This is a genomic window from Massilia sp. AB1 (genome assembly GCF_018119385.1).
Classification (GTDB): domain Bacteria; phylum Pseudomonadota; class Gammaproteobacteria; order Burkholderiales; family Burkholderiaceae_D; genus Telluria.
Genome location: NZ_JAGKSG010000029.1, coordinates 34623 through 50425, shown reverse-complemented (window position 1 = coordinate 50425; position 15803 = coordinate 34623). Strand labels below are relative to the sequence as shown.

Below are 15803 nucleotides of genomic sequence, written 5' to 3'. Positions count from 1 at the left end.
CGAACGTAACAGTCGCGCACGGTTGACTCATCCGCGTCGTCATTTCGGCAATTCTGGCATTATTTGCAACAAACCAGACTAACCGGGTCAGGCCGGCATCACCAGCTTGTCATGGCCCGGCACAACGCCATGATGACGGACACACTCAGCACGCCACAGCAGCAGACCGAAGGCCGGACGGTCCGCGAAATCGTCGAGCATAACCAGGAGATGGTGAACGAGCCCTGGTGCCGGCGCATTATCCGCCAGGTATTGCAATCGCTCGAGCTGCAGTACGCGATGCAGATGCCCTATCGCCCGATCACCCCGGATACCGTCCTGGTGCTGGATTCGGGCGACCCGATGCTGCTGCCCGCCCAGTCCACCGTTCCCGGCGACACCGAGGCGCAGGACATCCATGACCTGGCGGCGGTCGTGCACTTCGCCATCACGCGCGAAGCGGCGCCCGATGCCCCATTGCGCGGCCGCGCGCCGGGCGGCTACAGCGACAGCTTCGTCGGCGCCATCGACCGCTGCCTGTCTCCCGACCCGCAGGAACGTCCCCAGACCATCGAACAACTACGCAACCTGCTGGGCATCGTCGTGCTCGGCCCGCCGATGGCCAACCCGGTGCCGCCGGCTGCCGCCACGGCCCCGTCCGCGGCACCGCCGGTGGCGCAGTTCAGCGCCGAGGCGGAACCGGACTTCCTGCGCGCCAGGCAGCCGGCACGCGTGCAGCGCTGGCTGCTGCTGGGGCTCGCCGCTACCGTCCTGCTGGGCGGCCTGGCGGCCTTGCTCGCGCTGCTGCATGCATCGGATTCGCGCGACGCGCTGACCCTGACCCTGCCCGAACCGGGCGCCCAGCAACAGGCGGCCGCGCCCCCGGCGCCCGCATTCGCAGCGCAAGGGGGCATGGATCAGGCGCCGGCGCTGACACCCGCCCCGGCCGCTCTGGGAAGCGGCGTGGCCGTCACGCCCGAAGCTCCGGCGGCTGCGCTCCCGGCGCCGCGTCCCGGCGTGGCGCCGCCGACGGCGGTCACGGTGCTGCCGGCCGCCGCCAAGCCCGGCGCGACCTACAAACTCCAGATCAAACCCTGGGGCACGATTCTCGTGAACGGGGTCAACCGGGGTGTGAGTCCGCCGCTCAAGCGCCTGACCTTGCCGGCCGGCCAACATACGATTCGCATTATCAACCCGAGCTTCCCGGAACACACGGTGACGGTGAACTCGGTCAAGGGCGCGAACGCAATCATCGAGCTCGATTTTACCGAGGGGGATAGTGAGTGAAGTTCAGCCACCTGCACCGTTTTGCCCTGCCGGGGCTGATGATCATGATCCTGTCGGGCTGCGCCCAGCTCGAGCAGCTGCTCGACAAACCCGAGCCGCGCCGCACGCCTCCACGCGTGGAAGAGAAGTCGCGCGCCCATTCCGAGCGCGCCGATCGCGGGGAACGGCAGGAGAAAACCGAGCGCCCGGTGCGCCAGGAACGGCCCAGCCCGGTGCGCGACGAAACCGCGCTGCGCGACGGCATCCGCCTCTACAACGAAGGCGAATACAACGCCGCCATCAAGCGCCTGACTTCCAGCGACATGAACGGCGGCTCCACGCGCAACCGCCTGACGGCACTGAAGTACACCGCCTTCAGCTATTGCGTGACGGGGCGCCAGGCCCAGTGCCGCCAGACCTTCGACCGCGCGTTCAAGCTCGATCCGGACTTCGACCTGGGCCAGGGCGAGCACGGCCACCCGCTGTGGGGCCCGGTGTTCGCCCAGGCCAGGCAGGCCGCGAGCCGCTGACGACGGCTAGACCTTGACCGTGGCCGGGAAAGTCGGCGCGCGGCGGCGGCGGCTTGCCTGCTCGTAGGCATAGGCCATGCCGATCAGGTCCGCGTCGCTCCAGGCCGTGCCCACGAAAGACAAGCCGACCGGCAGGCCGTGCGTGTAGCCGGCCGGGACCGTCACGTGCGGATAGCCCGCCACCGCGGCCGGCGACGAGAAACTGCCGCCGTAGTGGTCGCCATTGATGTAGTCGGTCAGCCAGGCCGGGCCGCCGGTCGGCGCCACCAGCGCATCCAGCTTGTGTTCGCGCAGCACCTGGTCGATGCCCTCTTCGCGCGAGTAGCGCAGGTTGTTGGCCAGCGCTTCCTTGTACTCCTTCGCATCCAGGCCCGGCTTGGCCTGGGCCGCGACCAGGTGCTCCTGTCCGAAGTAAGGCATTTCCTTGTTGGCCAGCTTGCTGTTGAAGGCGATGATGTCGGCCATGGTCTTGACCGGCGCGTGCGGCGCATAGGCGGCCAGCCAGGCTTCGAGGTCCGGGCGGAACTCGTACAGCAGCACCGCCAGCTCGCTCTCGTTGTACTTGTCGGTGTTCGGCACTTTGACGTCGACCAGCACCGCGCCCTGGGCCTTGAGCACGGCCAGTTCCTTCTCGATCAGCGCGTCGACGGCGTCATGGGAGCCGAAAAAATTGCGCGCCACACCGATGCGCTTGCCCTGCAAGCCATCCTTGCGCAGCGCCGCGGCGGCGTCCAGCTTGCGCGCCCCGCTGCCGCGCGTCGCGGCATCCAGCGGATCTTCGCCGGCCAGCGCCTGCAGCAGCAGCGCGGCGTCGGCCACGCTGCGCGTCATCGGCCCGGCCGTGTCCTGCGAGTGGGCGATCGGGATGATGCCGCTGCGGCTGACCAGGCCCAGGGTAGGCTTGATGCCGACGATGCCGCAGCTCGACGAGGGCGAGACGATCGAGCCGTCGGTCTCGGTGCCGACCGCGAGCGTGGCCAGGCTGGCCGCGATCGCCGCACCCGAGCCGGAGCTGGAGCCGCTGGTGTTGCGGTCGAGCGCATACGGATTCCTGGTCTGGCCGCCGCGTCCGCTCCAGCCGCTGGTGGAACGGGTCGAGCGCATGTTGGCCCACTCGGACAAATTGGTCTTGCCGATGATGACGGCCCCGGCCGCACGCAGCAGGCCGGCCACGTGGGCGTCCTTGCTGGCGCGCACGCCGTCGAGGGCCAGGGAGCCGGCGCTGGTGCTCATGCGGTCGCCGGTCGCGATGTTGTCCTTCAGCAGGACGGGAATGCCGTGCAGCGGGCCGCGCAGCTTGCCGGCCGCGCGCTCACGGTCGAGCTCGGCCGCAATCTTGAGTGCGTCGGGATTGGTCTCGATGACGGAATTGATGCGCGGACCACCCTGGTCGACGGCCTTGATGCGTTCCAGGTAGCGCGTCACCAGGGCTTGCGAGGTCAGCTTGCCGGCGCGCATGGCCTCCTGCTGTTCCCTCACCCCGGCGTCGAGGATGTCGCCGGCGTCCGGCGCTGCCGCCGATGCCGTGTTCGCCACGCCGGCAACGGCGCCGGCCACCACACCCAATCGTACGAAATCCCTCCGGTCCATGCGCGCTCCTTTTGTTTTATTTAAAGCAATAGGATAGCAGCGCGGCATGGTGCTGCGCTGTCCTTACAGCGCAAAAAAAAAGCGCTGCCGAGGCAGCGCTTTTCTTGGCAAGCCGGTGCTTAGTTACGCACGACTTTCTTGTACTCGTTGGTACGGGTGTCGATTTCGATCGTGTCGTCCTGGCTCACGAACAGCGGCACCATCACGGTGTGCTGGCGGCCTTCGATGGCGTTCTCGATCTTGGCTTCCTTCAGGACGTTACCCGAGGTGTTGCCCTTGACGGCCGGCTCCGAGTACACGATCTGGCGTGCGATGATGGTCGGCAGTTCGACCGAGATCGCCTTGCCGTCGTAGAACACGGCTTCGCATTCCATACCGTCTTTCAGGTAGTTGATGGCGTCGCCCATGTTTTCTTCTTCGATTTCGTACTGGTTGTACTCTTCGTCCATGAAGACGAACAGCGGATCGGCGAAGTACGAGTAGGTGACCGGCTTCTTGTCCAGGACGACGACGTCGAACTTGTCATCGCCGCGGAACACGTTTTCCAGCGGAGCGTTGGTCAGCAGGTTCTTCATCTTCCACTTGTAGGTGAAGCCGGTGCGGCTCGAACCATTGACGTCGGAACGCAGAACGATGAACGGCTTTTCATCAACCATGATGATGTTACCAACACGAATTTCTTTTGCGAATTTCATAGTATGTGTACGTAAAAAAGTAGTTGCATTAAATCATCGGTGGCTGAAGAGGCAAATGCCGTGAAGCCTACGTTTGATCCTCGGGGATTCAGGGAGAATCCGTAACAGACTAACCGCGCATTATATCCGATTTTCCTGGGCGCGCCCCAGCTCGCGTGCGAAATCGAGCAGCTTCGTCGCCAAATCGCCATGCGCCAGCACCTCCTCGCGCCAGGAGCTGGTGCGTTCGACAATGCGCGGCATTTCCTCGCGCAGCGCGGCCCAGGCCTGGGGCCAGCTTTCGACGTCCTGCGCGCCATTCCAGCCCAGCGAAAACGCGCCCAGGGCCGGCAAGTCCTCGGCAAAGCGCGCCAGGAAAGTGCGCAGTTTCTTGTGATGCAGGTTTTCATCCTGAGGGTAAATGTGCCAGACGAAAGGACGGCCGGCCCATTGCGCGCGCACCCAGGAATCCTCGCCACGCACGAAGTTCAGGTCGCAGGCCCACAGCAGCAGGTCGTAGTCTGGCTGGGCCACGAAAGGCAGCACGCGCACGCTCAGCGCGCCGCGCGTGGCCGTCGCGCCCGGCGCGGGATCGGCGCCGATGAATTCCCGCACCGCGTCCGCCGCGACGCCTTCGGGCACCAGGCAGGCCATCGAGTCCCCGCCCTGGGCCCAGATCCCGAACAGCTCGGCCACAGGCGCATGCGGATAGCAGAACAGCGACAGCTTGCGGGCATCCAGCTCCCGCTCGGTCAGCCCGAAGCGGCCGAGGAAGGCGCGCTGCGCAGCCGGGTCGGCCTGGAAAGCCTGGCGGCGCGCATCCAGGTCGCGCTCGCACAGCAGGCCGCCGGTGCGCTCGTTAAAGCCCGGGAAGAAGAAATGCTTGGTCAGCTTCAGGCGCGGGTGCATGGATGGCAAGCGGTGGCAGCCCTCCACCCAGTCTTCCGCCGTCAGGCCTTCGTAGTTCAGCCAGACCGGACGCGGCGTGCGGCGCGCCATCGCCTCGATATAGCCGGGCGGGAGGTCGCAGCCGAAGAACTCGATCACGATGTCGGCCACTTCTTCCGGCTCGAAGCTCCCGTCCTGGCTGACCCAGTGACGCACCGTGACGCCGCGCACGTCCTGCAGGGCCGCCGCCGTGCCGACCTCCGGGCAGATGCGGCGGAAGCTTGCCAGGTCGTCCACCCACAGGGTCACCGCCACGCCGTGTTCGTGCCGCAACTGGCGCGCCAAGCGCCAGCAGATGCCGATGTCGCCGAAGTTGTCGACTACCTTGCAAAAGATCGCGAGCGTGGGAGTGGCGGCGGGATGCAGTGACATGTGCGATGGCGCGGGGCCGGGTGACAGGGGCGGTCATTTTACCTGATTTCATCAGCGCTCTTTCTGTCGGGTTTACGCTGGCCGTGCTTCCGGCCGCCCGGCGCTACTGCGCCTGATCCGACAATCGGATGAGGTAGAGACCTACTCGATCCGGCAGAGCCGAAGAAAGCTGCCGATGCAATTGAGATGTATGATCGTTCCATCGCCCGCAGGGCCTGGGCTGAGTCGATCTCTTACTCAAGGAGAACAGCTATGCGCGCTTTCATTTTGTCGACAGCAAGCGCACTTTGCTTGCTCGGGTGTACGACCCCTCAAGAAGAGGCACTCAAACAGCAAGCCGAAATGGACCGGATGATGGCTGAATACGGGCCAGTCTGCACCCGGCTGGGCTTTGCGGCGAATACCGACCCCTGGCGGAACTGCATCGTTCAGCTGGCCACGAAGGATGGCAGGAATAGCGGCGTCTCGACCTCCGTCTTCGGCAGCTTCGGCAGTTCGCGCGGCTGGGGCCGGAGTTCCGGCGTAGGCATCGGCATTGGTTTTGGCGTGGACCGGTAAGGCGCCGTAGGGGCGCCGGCCAAAAGAAAAGCCGGAGCACCACAAGTGGTCTGCTCCGGCTTTGATCTGGCGTCCCCACGGGGATTCGAACCCCGGTACTCACCGTGAAAGGGTGATGTCCTAGGCCTCTAGACGATGGGGACCTAAAACGATGCTGCAACAAATACTACCGCACAAATAGAAAAACCGGAGCACCTCTCCGCGCAAGCGCGTTGGTCTACTCCGGCTTTAAGCTGGCGTCCCCACGGGGATTCGAACCCCGGTACTCACCGTGAAAGGGTGATGTCCTAGGCCTCTAGACGATGGGGACCTAAAACTGCTCTGCTACCGAACTACTCGCGTCGTCCGCGTCTTCTTTTCAGAATCGCGCGCTCTGCGATGAAACCTTACCAAATTCTTGGCGTCCCCACGGGGATTCGAACCCCGGTACTCACCGTGAAAGGGTGATGTCCTAGGCCTCTAGACGATGGGGACCCTGGACTGCTAAAACTTGTTTTTTCCAACGTGGTGGAGGTAAGCGGGATCGAACCGCTGACCTCTTGCATGCCATGCAAGCGCTCTCCCAGCTGAGCTATACCCCCTACGGGAAAAACAATATTCTAACATACTGCAACTACTTCGACTAGGACGACATCGCTGGGTTGTCGCTGCGTCGTTCGCTTGTTCCAACCAGTTACCTGGCGTCCCCACGGGGATTCGAACCCCGGTACTCACCGTGAAAGGGTGATGTCCTAGGCCTCTAGACGATGGGGACCTGGAAACAACCGTACTACACTTCAGAGTTGGTGGAGGTAAGCGGGATCGAACCGCTGACCTCTTGCATGCCATGCAAGCGCTCTCCCAGCTGAGCTATACCCCCGCAGCGCTGAAGTGCGAGCATTATAGCGGGCGCCCTTGCATTACGCAAATATCCTTTTTCACTTCAAAGATATTTATTTACGCGGGCCACCACCACCTCGCGGCCGAACAACTCCAGCACCGCGTCAATGGCCGGGGTCTGCAGCTGGCCGGTGACCAGCAGGCGCAGCGGCATGGCGATCTGCGGCATCTTCAGGCCATGGGCGGCCAGCACTTCCTTCAGCGTCGCCGCCAGGGCCGCCTTGTTCCACTCCACCGTGGCGCAGCGCTCGGCGAACTGGGCCAGCGCCGGGCACACCGCGTCGGTCAGGTGCTGCTGCAGCAGGGCCGCATCCGGCTTCGGCTCGCGGTAGAACAGCATGGCGGCGTCCGCCAGCTCGTTGATGGTGTTGGTGCGCTCCTTCATCAGGGCCAGCACCGCAGGCAGCGCCGGGGCGCCGTCGAAGACAGCGCCGTCGCGCTCCAGCTTCGGCAGCGCCAGCTGCGCCAGGCGCTCGTTGTCGGCCTGCTTGATGTAGTGGTTGTTCAGCCACGCCAGCTTTTCCGGATTGAACTGCGCCGCCGAGGCGGTCAGGTGCTCCAGGTTGAACCACTCGGTGAACTGCTGCATCGAGAAGATCTCGTCGTCGCCGTGGCTCCAGCCCAGGCGCGCCAGGTAGTTCAGCATCGCTTCCGGCAGGTAGCCCTGCTCCGGGTATTCCATCACGCTGACGGCGCCGTGGCGCTTGGACAGCTTCTGGCCGTCGGCGCCCAGGATCATCGGCAGGTGGCCGTACTGCGGCAGCTCGGCGCCCAGCGCGCGCAGGATGTTGATCTGGCGCGGGGTGTTGTTGACGTGGTCGTCGCCGCGCAGCACGTGGGTGATCTTCATGTCCCAGTCGTCGACCGCGACGCAGAAGTTATAGGTCGGGGTGCCGTCCGGGCGCGCGATGACCAGGTCGTCGAGCTCCTTGTTGCCGATGGTGATCGGGCCCTTGACCACGTCGGTCCAGGTGACTTCGCCGTCCAGCGGGTTCTTGAAGCGCACCACCGGCTTGACGCCTTCCGGCACGGGCGGCAGCAATTTGCCCGGTTCCGGGCGCCAGGTGCCGTCGTAGCGCGGCTTCTCGCCAGCCGCACGCATGCGCTCGCGCATCGCCTCGACTTCTTCCGGCGAGCAGTAGCACAGGTAGGCCGTGCCCGCGGCCAGCATGCCCTGCACCACCTCGCGGTAGCGGTCCATGCGCTTCATCTGGTAGAACGGGCCCTCGTCGTGCTCCAGGCCCAGCCACTGCATGCCGTCCAGGATCGCCTGCACGGCTTCCGGGGTCGAACGTTCGAGGTCGGTGTCCTCGATGCGCAGGATGAAGGTGCCGCCGAAGTGGCGGGCATAGGCCCAGGAGTACAGCGCGGTGCGCGCGCCGCCCAGGTGAAGGTAGCCGGTCGGGCTCGGAGCGAAACGGGTGCGGACGGTCATAGCAGGGGAAACGAAAAGGTAAAGCCCCTATTCTACCGCGTCGCCACCCTCTCCGGCATCCGTCTGCCGCGCCGGCTTCCCGGCGTCGCGCCTTGCATCGCGCCTTGCATCAACATACGCTGCGAGCTGGGCCACCGTCGGAAATTCGTAGAGCAGCTCGGCGTTGACCGCCAGCCCGGTGCGCTGCTCCAGCTCCAGCGCCACGGGCATCGCCGCCAGCGAATCCAGGCCAGCCTCGGCGAACGAGGTGTCGTCCCCGATCTCGTTCACGCCGGCCTCGCGCAGGCCGTTCAGCACGCACTCGCGCACCAGCTCGCGCGTCGCCAGGGCGGCCGCGGGCTCCGCCGCCGCCGCCGGCGCCGCCGCAGCCCATTCGCGCGCCAGGAGCGGATCGCAGCCATGCGCCTCGCCCGCACCGTCCTGGTCCGGCTCCCCGATGGCCGCGGCGTAGGCCGCCACCCGCTGCGCCAGTTCCTCGAAGGGCGCGCTCCGCCTCCCCTGCGCCATGAACGCCGCCAGCATGGACTCGAACCGCCCGCGCGCCCACGCAGCGGCGGCACTGCCTCGCGGCGCCGCGGCAACCAGCATCGTCCATGCGCACAGCTCGCCCGCCGCATGCGCGGCATCCGGTCCGGCCACGCGCAGCGCGGCACGCACCGGTTCCGCGAACGCCGGCGCGCCCAGCATCTCGTCGACGAAGCCGAGGCAGGCCTGCTCCGCCGCCGCAAGGTGCGCGTACAGCGCCTCGGTCGGCCCTTCCAGGATGCGCATCACGCGCGCGTCGCGCAGCAGCTGCGGCGCCAGGTTCGGCTCCAGGTAGCCGCGTCCGCCCAGCAGCTGCATCAGGCGGTCGGCCGCTTCCCACAGCAGTTCCGAGGCCACGCACTTGCAGGCCATGCAGGCTTCCTGGGGCAGCGCCCCGCCCGCGTCCAGGGCGCCGATCGCCTGCACCAGGCTTTCCAGCGCCGCGATCGCGCAGCTCAATTCGTCCAGCCGCGCCAGCGTGACCGGATTGTCGGCCAGACGCCCGCCGGCGACATCGCGCCGCACGGCATAGCGCAGCATCAGCTGGGCGCAGCGCTTCATCGCGCCCACGCACAGCGCCCCGATGCCCAAACGCGCGAAGGCCATGGCGTCGCGCGCTACTTCCATCCCGCTGCCGGGCCGGCCCAGCACCTGGGCGTCAGGCACGAACACGTCCTCGAAACGCAGCGCGTTCTGCACCATCGCGCGCATGCCCATGGTCAGCGCTTCGGCCTCCTGGCGCAGCCCCGGCGCGTCTTCCGGCACCAGCAGCGCCACGGTCCCGAGCGCGGCGCCGTCTTCGGCCACGGCGCGCGCCAGCACCGTGATCCAGCCGGCCCAGCCGGCCAGCCCGATCAGGTGCTTCTCCCCGCTCAGGCGCCAGCCGCCCGCCACCTGCAGCGCGCGCGTCCGCATCGCCAGCGGATTGGCGCCCGCCGCGGGCTCGGTCAGGGCAAAGGCCGCCAACTGGCGCCCGGCAGCCAGTCCGGGCGCCAGCCTGGCGCGCAGGGCGTCCGGTCCGAAGCGCAGCAGCGGACGCAAGCCCAGGCCGTTGTGCACACCCACCGTGGTGGCCAGGGTCAGGTCGATGGCGGCCAGCTGCTCCATCACGCGCAGCAGGTCGGTGGTGGCCAGCCCGCGCCCGCCCAGCGAGGGCGGCGCCTGAAGGCCGAGCAGGCCCTGGTTGCCGAAATCGAGCAGCACATGGGGCGGCATGGCGCGCCGCTCATCCATCAGGCGCGAATCGAGGCGCCGTTGCGCATACTGGCGCAGCCAGGCGAGCAGCGCGGATGCGCGCTCGCGGCTGTCGTCCGGCGCCGGCGGATCGCTGCGCCGCCGCTGCGGACGGGAAGCGTCCTGCGGCCGAATCATCATCTCGCGCGAGGCATACACGACGTCGAGTGCGCCCTCCAGGGCCAGCGCCTTGCAGCGCGCGCGCTGCACCTTGCCGCTGGTCGTGCGCGGAAAGCTGCCGGGCCGCACGAAGGCCAGCAGGCCGGCCGCGACGCCGAACCGGCGCGCGACAGCGGTGCGCAGGCGCTGGCTGAGGGCGTCGAGCTGGGCAATGCTGGCGCCCTCGAGCAGGCCGCGGCGCGCCACCCGCACCAGGTGACGGTCGGCTTCGAGCACGATCGCCAGGCGTTCGCGCCCGCCCTCCTCCAGCGCGAAGGCCGCGCAGCGGTTCGGCTCCAGGAATGGCGCCGTCTCCTCGACCAGCGCCTCCACGTCCTGCGGATAGATATTGCGCCCGTTGATGATCACCAGGTCCTTCAATCGCCCCGTGACGTACAGTTCGCCCTCGCGCACGAAGCCCAGGTCGCCGGTGCGCAGCCAGGGCCCGCCGCCATCCGCCAGCCGGGCGCCGAATATGGGCCCCGAGGCCGCGTGCGCGCCGTGGTAAGCGCGCGCCACCGAGTCCCCCGCCAGCCAGATCTCGCCCACCCGTCCCATCCCGGCCGGACGGCCGCTGTCGGCATCGACGGCGAGCACGGTCACGCCGGGTGCGGGCGGTCCGCAACTGACAAGCTCCCGCGCGTCGGGATCGTCCGTTCCCGCTTCACGCACCTGCCCCGCTTCCAGGCGCGCCTTGCTGACGCCCAGGATGCGCGGCGCGCGGCCGCGCGGTCCACCGGAGACCAGCAGGGTGTGCTCGGCCAGGCCGTAGCAGGCGAACAGGGCTTCCGGCCGCAAGCCGCAGCCCGCGAAGGCTTCCATCATCCGGCGCAGGGTGGCGGCGCGCACCGGCTCGGCGCCGTTGTAGGCCAGTTCCAGCCGCGACAAGTCGAGCGGCATCCGGGGGCCGGCCTGCCAGCGGCGCGCGCACAGGTCCCAGGCGAAATCCGGCGCCCCGGCGCAGGTCGCGCCATAGGCGGCGATCGCTTCCAGCCAGCGCAGGGGCCGGCGCAGGAAGGTCGCCGGGGCCATCAGCACCGACCGGAAGCCCAGCGCCGCCGGCGCCACGATGCTGCCCACCAGGCCCATGTCGTGGAAAGGCGGCAGCCAGCTCACCATCACGCTGCCGCGGTGGAAGCCGAAGGCCTCGCCGATCGCTTCCACGTTGGCGGCCAGGTTCGCGTGGCTGACTTCCACGCCCCTGGGAGCGCTGGTCGAGCCCGAGGTGTACTGAATAAAGGCTACAGCCGCATTGTTAACCTTGGGTGGCACGCTGGGCGCGGCATAGCCGGCCTCGAACCCGTCGGTACAGATCAGGCAAGCGGCCTGCCCTTCCATCTGGGGCGCCACCGTGGTTGCGGCCTCGCGGGTGCTGAGCACGAGCGCCGGCGAGGCGTCGCGCAACAGCGCGGCGAATTGCCGGTTGCCGTGCTTGCGCGGCAGCGGCGCCGGCACCGCCACCAGGCCCGCGCGCAGGCAGGCGAAGAAGGCCGCCACGAAGCCCAGGCCGGGCGGATACAGGAGCATGGCGCGCGCGCCCGGTCCGGCCAGGGTGGCCAGGGCGCCGCCCAGGGCGTCGACCCGCGCGGCCAGCTCGCCGAAGGCCAGCGATTCCTCGCGGCCGTCCTCGTGCAGGAAAGTGAAGGCGATCCGCTCCGGCGTGTCGCGCGCGTGGCGCCGCAGATTCTCCAGCACCGGCGCGGTGCGGCGCGGCTCGCGGTCAGCCACGGCGGCGCTCCGGCTGCGGACGGCTTGCTCCGGCACGCGCCGCGGCTGCCGCCACCAGCGGCGCCGCACGCCGCACCTGGGCCGGCGTGTGGTTCGCCATCAGCTGCAGGCGCAGGCGCGCCGCGCCCAGCGGCACGCCGGGATACTCGACCGGATTGACGAACACGGCGTCGCGCGCCAGCAGCATGCCGGCCACCCGCGCCGCCGCTTCCGTCCCCATCCACACCGGCACGATCGGCGAAGCTTCGCCCAGGCAGCGCAACCCCGCCTCGCCCAGCAGTGCGCGCAGCTCCACTGCGTTGCGCATCAGGTCGGCGCGCAAGCCGTCCCCCTCGCTGGACGTGACGATGCGCAGGCTCTCCAGCACCACCGCCGCCTGCACCGGCGACAGCGCATTGGAAAACATGTGCGGCCCCGCGTACATCTGCAGCTGGCGCCGCGCCGGCCCCTCGGCGCAGGCGACGAAGCCGCCGTTGGCGGCGAAGCTCTTGGAAAACGCGCCGACGACGATGTCGACCCGTCCCTGCATGCGCTGGGCGCCGATCACACCCAAGCCGCCCGGCCCCATCGCGCCCAGGTCGTGCGCCACGTCCACCAGCAAGGTGGCCTTGTATTCGCGGCACAGGTGCTGCAGCAGCGGCAGGTCGGGACTGTCGGCGTCCATGCTGAACAGGCCTTCGGTGACCACCAGGATGGCGTTGGCGCTGTCGCGCGAGCGGATCCCGGCCAGCAGCTCGCGCACGTGGTCGCAATCCAGGTGGCGATGCACCAGCACGTTGCGGGTGGCGGCCTGGGCGCCCTGGCGCAGCGAAGCATGGGCCAGCTGGTCGATCACGACGTAGTCGGCGCTGTGCACCAGCGCGGTGAGCGCGCCGAAGGCGGCGGCCCAGCCGGTCGGGAACAGCACCACCTGGCCCAGTCCCAGCAGCTCGCCCAGCGCCTGTTCCAGCTCGAGCGAGTAGCGCGTGTTCCCTAGCAGGACCGCCGAACCGGCGCTGTGCGGCCCGGCCTCCCCCAGCGCGCGCAGCGCGGCGTCGGCGATCGCCGGATGCGCCGCCAGCGACAGGTAGTCCTGGGAGGCGAAGTTGATGCCGCGCACCGCTTCCCCGGCGCCGGCTTCCCCGCCGACGGTGGCAAGCGGCTCCGGCGGACCTTCCAGGACGCGCGCGTAGGGCCACACGCCGTGGCGGGCGCGCAGCGCGCACCAGGCGTCCAGCGGAGCGCTGCGGCGCAGCAGGTCGGGCCCGCGCGGCTGCGCGAACTGGGCCACGTTGCCGTCCAGGGCGCCGGAAGCGCACAAGAGGGGCAAGTCTTCTGCGGGATCGAAAGGAAGATATTCATTCAGCACGGCGTCCTCCAGGGAGTGCGTTGGGAATGGTTCAGGCGTGCAGCGCGGCCGCCTGGGGCTGGCGCGCCAGCAAGGCGGCGATCTTCTCCGGCGCCAGCGGACGGTCGAACAGGTAGCCCTGGGCGGCGTCGCAGCCCATCGCGCACAGGTCGCGCAGCTGCTCCTGGGTCTCGACCGATTCCGCGATCACAGACTGGCCCAGGCGGTGCGCCATGGCGACGATGGTCTCGGCGATCGCGAAGGAGCGCCCGCCGCCGTTGCCGAGGCGGCGCACGAACAGGCCGTCCATCTTGAGGATGTCCACCGGCAGCTCACACAGGTAGTTCAGGCTCGAGTAGCCGGTGCCGAAATCGTCGATCGACACCACCACGCCGGCCTGGCGCAGGCGGCTCATCACGGCGCAGTTCGCGCCCAGGTCGTCGATCAGCATGCCCTCGGTGATCTCCAGGTCCAGGCAGTGCGCGGGCATGCCGGTGTCGGCCAGGATGGCCATTACGCGGCCCGCCAGGCTTGGCTCCTTGAGCTGGCGCGCCGACAGGTTGACCGCGGTCTTGATCTCGGGCAGGCCGGCGGCCACCCAGGCGCGGTTCTGGCGGCAGGCGGTGCGCAGCGCCCATTCGCCGATCGGCACGATCATGCCGGTCTCCTCGGCCAGCGGAATGAAGCGGCCCGGATCGATGCGGCCGTACACCGGATGCTGCCAGCGCAGCAGCGCCTCGACCCCGATCACGCGCCTGCTGGCCAGGTCGACCTGGGGCTGGTATTCCAGGAACAGCTGGCCGCGCGCGAGCGCGTCGCGCAGGCCGTTCTTCAGCGCCAGGCGCTCGCTGGGAGCCTGGGCCTGGATGCCGCGGTAGACCTGCACGCTGTTCTCGCCCCATTCCTTGGCGCAGCGCATGGCGAGATCGGCGCGCTTGAGCAGCGCATCGAGGTCGCAGTCGGCCGCCGGGTACAGGGCCACGCCGGCCGCCAGGCTGACGAAGCAGTCGCGCCCGCCGACGACGATGGGAAGGGCGAAGCGGTCGAGGATCTTCTCGGCCACCTGCTGGGCGTCGGCCTCGCTGCCCAGGTCTTCCAGCAGCGCGATGAATTCGTCGCCGCCCCACCGCGCCACGGTGTCCGAGTCGCGCAGGCAGCGCCGGATCGCCGCGCCGGCCTGGGCCAGCAGCGCGTCGCCCGCCTCGTAGCCAAGGGCGTCGTTGACTTCCTTGAAGCGGTTGATGTTCAGGAGCAGCAGCGCGATCGGGCGCCGGTTGCGGTTGGCGCGGTCCATGGCGTGGCGCAGGCGGTCGCGCAGCAGGCGCCGGTTCAGCAGGCCGGTGAGCTGGTCGCAGTGCACGCCGTCCAGCACCCGGCCCACGCTCGCGCCCATGTCGCTCATGTTGCCCGTATTGTGCGCCTGCGCCACCTCGCCGCGTTCGTCCTCGCCGTGGCACAGCACCCGGTTGCGGCCCAGCGACTTGGCCAGGTAGAGCGCCTCGTCGGCGCGCACGATGGCCTGGGCGCAGGGCTCGCCCAGCCGGTATTCGGCCACGCCCACCGACACGGTCAGGCTGATCACGCTGTCGCCCTCCTCGCAGCGCAGGCCCTCGATCACGCCGCGCACCCGCTCGGCCAGCACCACCGCGTCCGCCGCGGGCGTCTCCGGCAGGAGCAGCAGGAATTCTTCGCCGCCGTAGCGCCCGAAGGTATCGGTGGCGCGGATCTGCCCCTGCACCGCCTCGGCAAAGGCGCGCAGCACGACGTCGCCGGCGCTGTGCCCGTAGGTGTCGTTGATGCGCTTGAAGAAGTCGATGTCGAACAGGCACAGGCAGAATACCCGCCCATTGCGGTCACTGCGCTCCTTCTCCTTGTCGATCAGGCCGAGCAGGAAGCGCCGGTTATGGCTGCCCGTGAGTTCGTCGCGGATGGCCAGCTCGTTGATGGTGGACAGGGCCTGCTGCAGCTTGACGAAGCCCTCGGTCTTGGTCAGTTCGAACAACAGCACGAACACCAGCACCACCACGTACAGGCCGATGTCGCACACCAGGTGCAGCAGCGCCATGTCGGCCGCCGGGACCGGCGGCGTTCCCAGCCCGGAGACCTGCATGCCGTAGATGGCGGCGGCGCTGGCACAGCTCATCCCCAGCCAGAACGCGGCCGAGGGCACGCCGCCCAGGAACATCGCCACCACCGGGCCGGTGATCAGCCAGCTCGCGGTGGGCGCGCTGATGCCGCCCAGGTGCCAGGTCAGCCAGGAGAAGTTGAAGAACAGCGCGCACAGGAACAGCTCGCGCGCGGCCAGGATGCAGCCGGTGGCGCGCAGCACGGCCGGCGCCAGCAGCATGCAGGCCGAACACGCCAGGATTTCCAGGGCGGCCGTCCGGAGTCCGAGCAGCCAGTAGGCCAGCGCGTACAGCGGCCCCGCGGTGCCGGCCATGACGGCGGCATTGACGACGTTCTTGGCGCGCGCCATCACTGCCGCATCCTGCTGCAGCGGCGCCGGTATGAAACGGTGGGCAAGCCTCAGGTAACGTCCGCCCCACCCCACGCTGTTGTCGTCCATGGTTCCTATCCCGCACTTTCGCGCACCTGGCGCC

The 15803-nt window shown here is 68.6% G+C and carries 10 protein-coding genes and 6 tRNA genes; 3 read left to right on the top strand and 13 right to left on the bottom strand.

Annotated elements, in window-relative coordinates:
* The first annotated feature begins 129 nt into the window (after positions 1 to 129).
* Both J8847_RS16615 and J8847_RS16610 read left to right on the top strand, forming a co-directional pair.
* A complete protein-coding gene (locus tag J8847_RS16615) occupies positions 130 to 1266 on the top strand; it encodes a hypothetical protein (RefSeq protein WP_211525819.1) in 1137 nt (378 codons plus the stop codon).
* Positions 1263 to 1775 (top strand): TssQ family T6SS-associated lipoprotein, encoded by a 513-nt coding sequence (locus tag J8847_RS16610; protein WP_211525818.1) that lies wholly within the window; start codon positions 1263 to 1265, stop codon positions 1773 to 1775. The genes J8847_RS16615 and J8847_RS16610 overlap by 4 nt, the downstream gene beginning before the upstream one ends.
* 6 nt (positions 1776 to 1781) lie before the next feature.
* Here J8847_RS16610 and J8847_RS16605 read toward each other — a convergent pair whose 3' ends face one another.
* From J8847_RS16605 to earP, 3 genes are all read right to left on the bottom strand, one after another.
* Positions 1782 to 3365, bottom strand: a complete 1584-nt coding sequence (locus tag J8847_RS16605) for an amidase (protein ID WP_211525817.1) — start codon at positions 3363 to 3365, stop codon at positions 1782 to 1784.
* Between the two features lie 119 nt (positions 3366 to 3484).
* Positions 3485 to 4060 (bottom strand): elongation factor P, encoded by a 576-nt coding sequence (locus J8847_RS16600; RefSeq protein ID WP_211525816.1) that lies wholly within the window; start codon positions 4058 to 4060, stop codon positions 3485 to 3487.
* 120 nt (positions 4061 to 4180) lie between these two features.
* Positions 4181 to 5359: an elongation factor P maturation arginine rhamnosyltransferase EarP gene (earP, locus tag J8847_RS16595; RefSeq protein ID WP_211525815.1), complete on the bottom strand. Its 1179-nt coding sequence runs from the start codon at positions 5357 to 5359 to the stop codon at positions 4181 to 4183.
* A 252-nt stretch (positions 5360 to 5611) separates the two neighbouring features.
* Here earP and J8847_RS16590 point away from each other — a divergent pair, with 252 nt between their 5' ends.
* Positions 5612 to 5917, top strand: coding sequence for a hypothetical protein (locus tag J8847_RS16590; RefSeq protein WP_211525814.1), 306 nt, complete (start codon positions 5612 to 5614; stop codon positions 5915 to 5917).
* A gap of 67 nt (positions 5918 to 5984) precedes the next feature.
* Here J8847_RS16590 and J8847_RS16585 read toward each other — a convergent pair.
* The 10 genes from J8847_RS16585 to J8847_RS16540 form a co-directional block, all read right to left on the bottom strand.
* Positions 5985 to 6060: transfer RNA gene (locus J8847_RS16585), tRNA-Glu, on the bottom strand.
* Between the two features lie 91 nt (positions 6061 to 6151).
* A tRNA-Glu gene (locus J8847_RS16580) sits at positions 6152 to 6227 on the bottom strand.
* An 88-nt stretch (positions 6228 to 6315) separates the two neighbouring features.
* Positions 6316 to 6391, bottom strand: a tRNA-Glu gene (locus J8847_RS16575).
* Positions 6392 to 6422: 31 nt separating this feature from the next.
* A tRNA-Ala gene (locus tag J8847_RS16570) sits at positions 6423 to 6498 on the bottom strand.
* Between the two features lie 97 nt (positions 6499 to 6595).
* Positions 6596 to 6671: transfer RNA gene (locus J8847_RS16565), tRNA-Glu, on the bottom strand.
* Positions 6672 to 6700: 29 nt separating this feature from the next.
* Positions 6701 to 6776 (bottom strand) — tRNA-Ala (locus J8847_RS16560).
* 63 nt (positions 6777 to 6839) lie between these two features.
* Positions 6840 to 8231: a glutamate--tRNA ligase gene (gene gltX, locus J8847_RS16555; protein WP_211525813.1), complete on the bottom strand. Its 1392-nt coding sequence runs from the start codon at positions 8229 to 8231 to the stop codon at positions 6840 to 6842.
* 27 nt (positions 8232 to 8258) lie between these two features.
* Positions 8259 to 11876, bottom strand: coding sequence for an AMP-binding protein (locus tag J8847_RS16550; RefSeq protein ID WP_211525812.1), 3618 nt, complete (start codon positions 11874 to 11876; stop codon positions 8259 to 8261).
* Positions 11869 to 13224 carry an aminotransferase class I/II-fold pyridoxal phosphate-dependent enzyme gene (locus tag J8847_RS16545; RefSeq protein ID WP_211525811.1) on the bottom strand — a complete coding sequence of 452 codons (1356 nt, stop codon included), beginning with the start codon at positions 13222 to 13224 and terminating at the stop codon, positions 11869 to 11871. Before J8847_RS16545 ends, J8847_RS16550 begins: the two co-directional genes overlap by 8 nt.
* Positions 13225 to 13255: 31 nt before the next feature.
* Positions 13256 to 15769: a diguanylate cyclase gene (locus J8847_RS16540; protein ID WP_211525810.1), complete on the bottom strand. Its 2514-nt coding sequence runs from the start codon at positions 15767 to 15769 to the stop codon at positions 13256 to 13258.
* Between the last annotated feature and the right edge of the window lie 34 nt (positions 15770 to 15803).

Bases quoted from the DNA above. Each gene is read 5' to 3' on its own strand.
- J8847_RS16600 (WP_211525816.1), bottom strand. From the start codon at position 4,060: ATGAAATTCGCAAAAGAAATTCGTGTTGGTAACATCATCATGGTTGAT.
- gltX (WP_211525813.1), bottom strand. From the start codon at position 8,231: ATGACCGTCCGCACCCGTTTCGCTCCGAGCCCGACCGGCTACCTTCAC.
- J8847_RS16605 (WP_211525817.1), bottom strand. From the start codon at position 3,365: ATGGACCGGAGGGATTTCGTACGATTGGGTGTGGTGGCCGGCGCCGTT.
- J8847_RS16540 (WP_211525810.1), bottom strand. From the start codon at position 15,769: ATGGACGACAACAGCGTGGGGTGGGGCGGACGTTACCTGAGGCTTGCC.
- J8847_RS16615 (WP_211525819.1), top strand. From the start codon at position 130: ATGATGACGGACACACTCAGCACGCCACAGCAGCAGACCGAAGGCCGG.
- earP (WP_211525815.1), bottom strand. From the start codon at position 5,359: ATGTCACTGCATCCCGCCGCCACTCCCACGCTCGCGATCTTTTGCAAG.
- J8847_RS16590 (WP_211525814.1), top strand. From the start codon at position 5,612: ATGCGCGCTTTCATTTTGTCGACAGCAAGCGCACTTTGCTTGCTCGGG.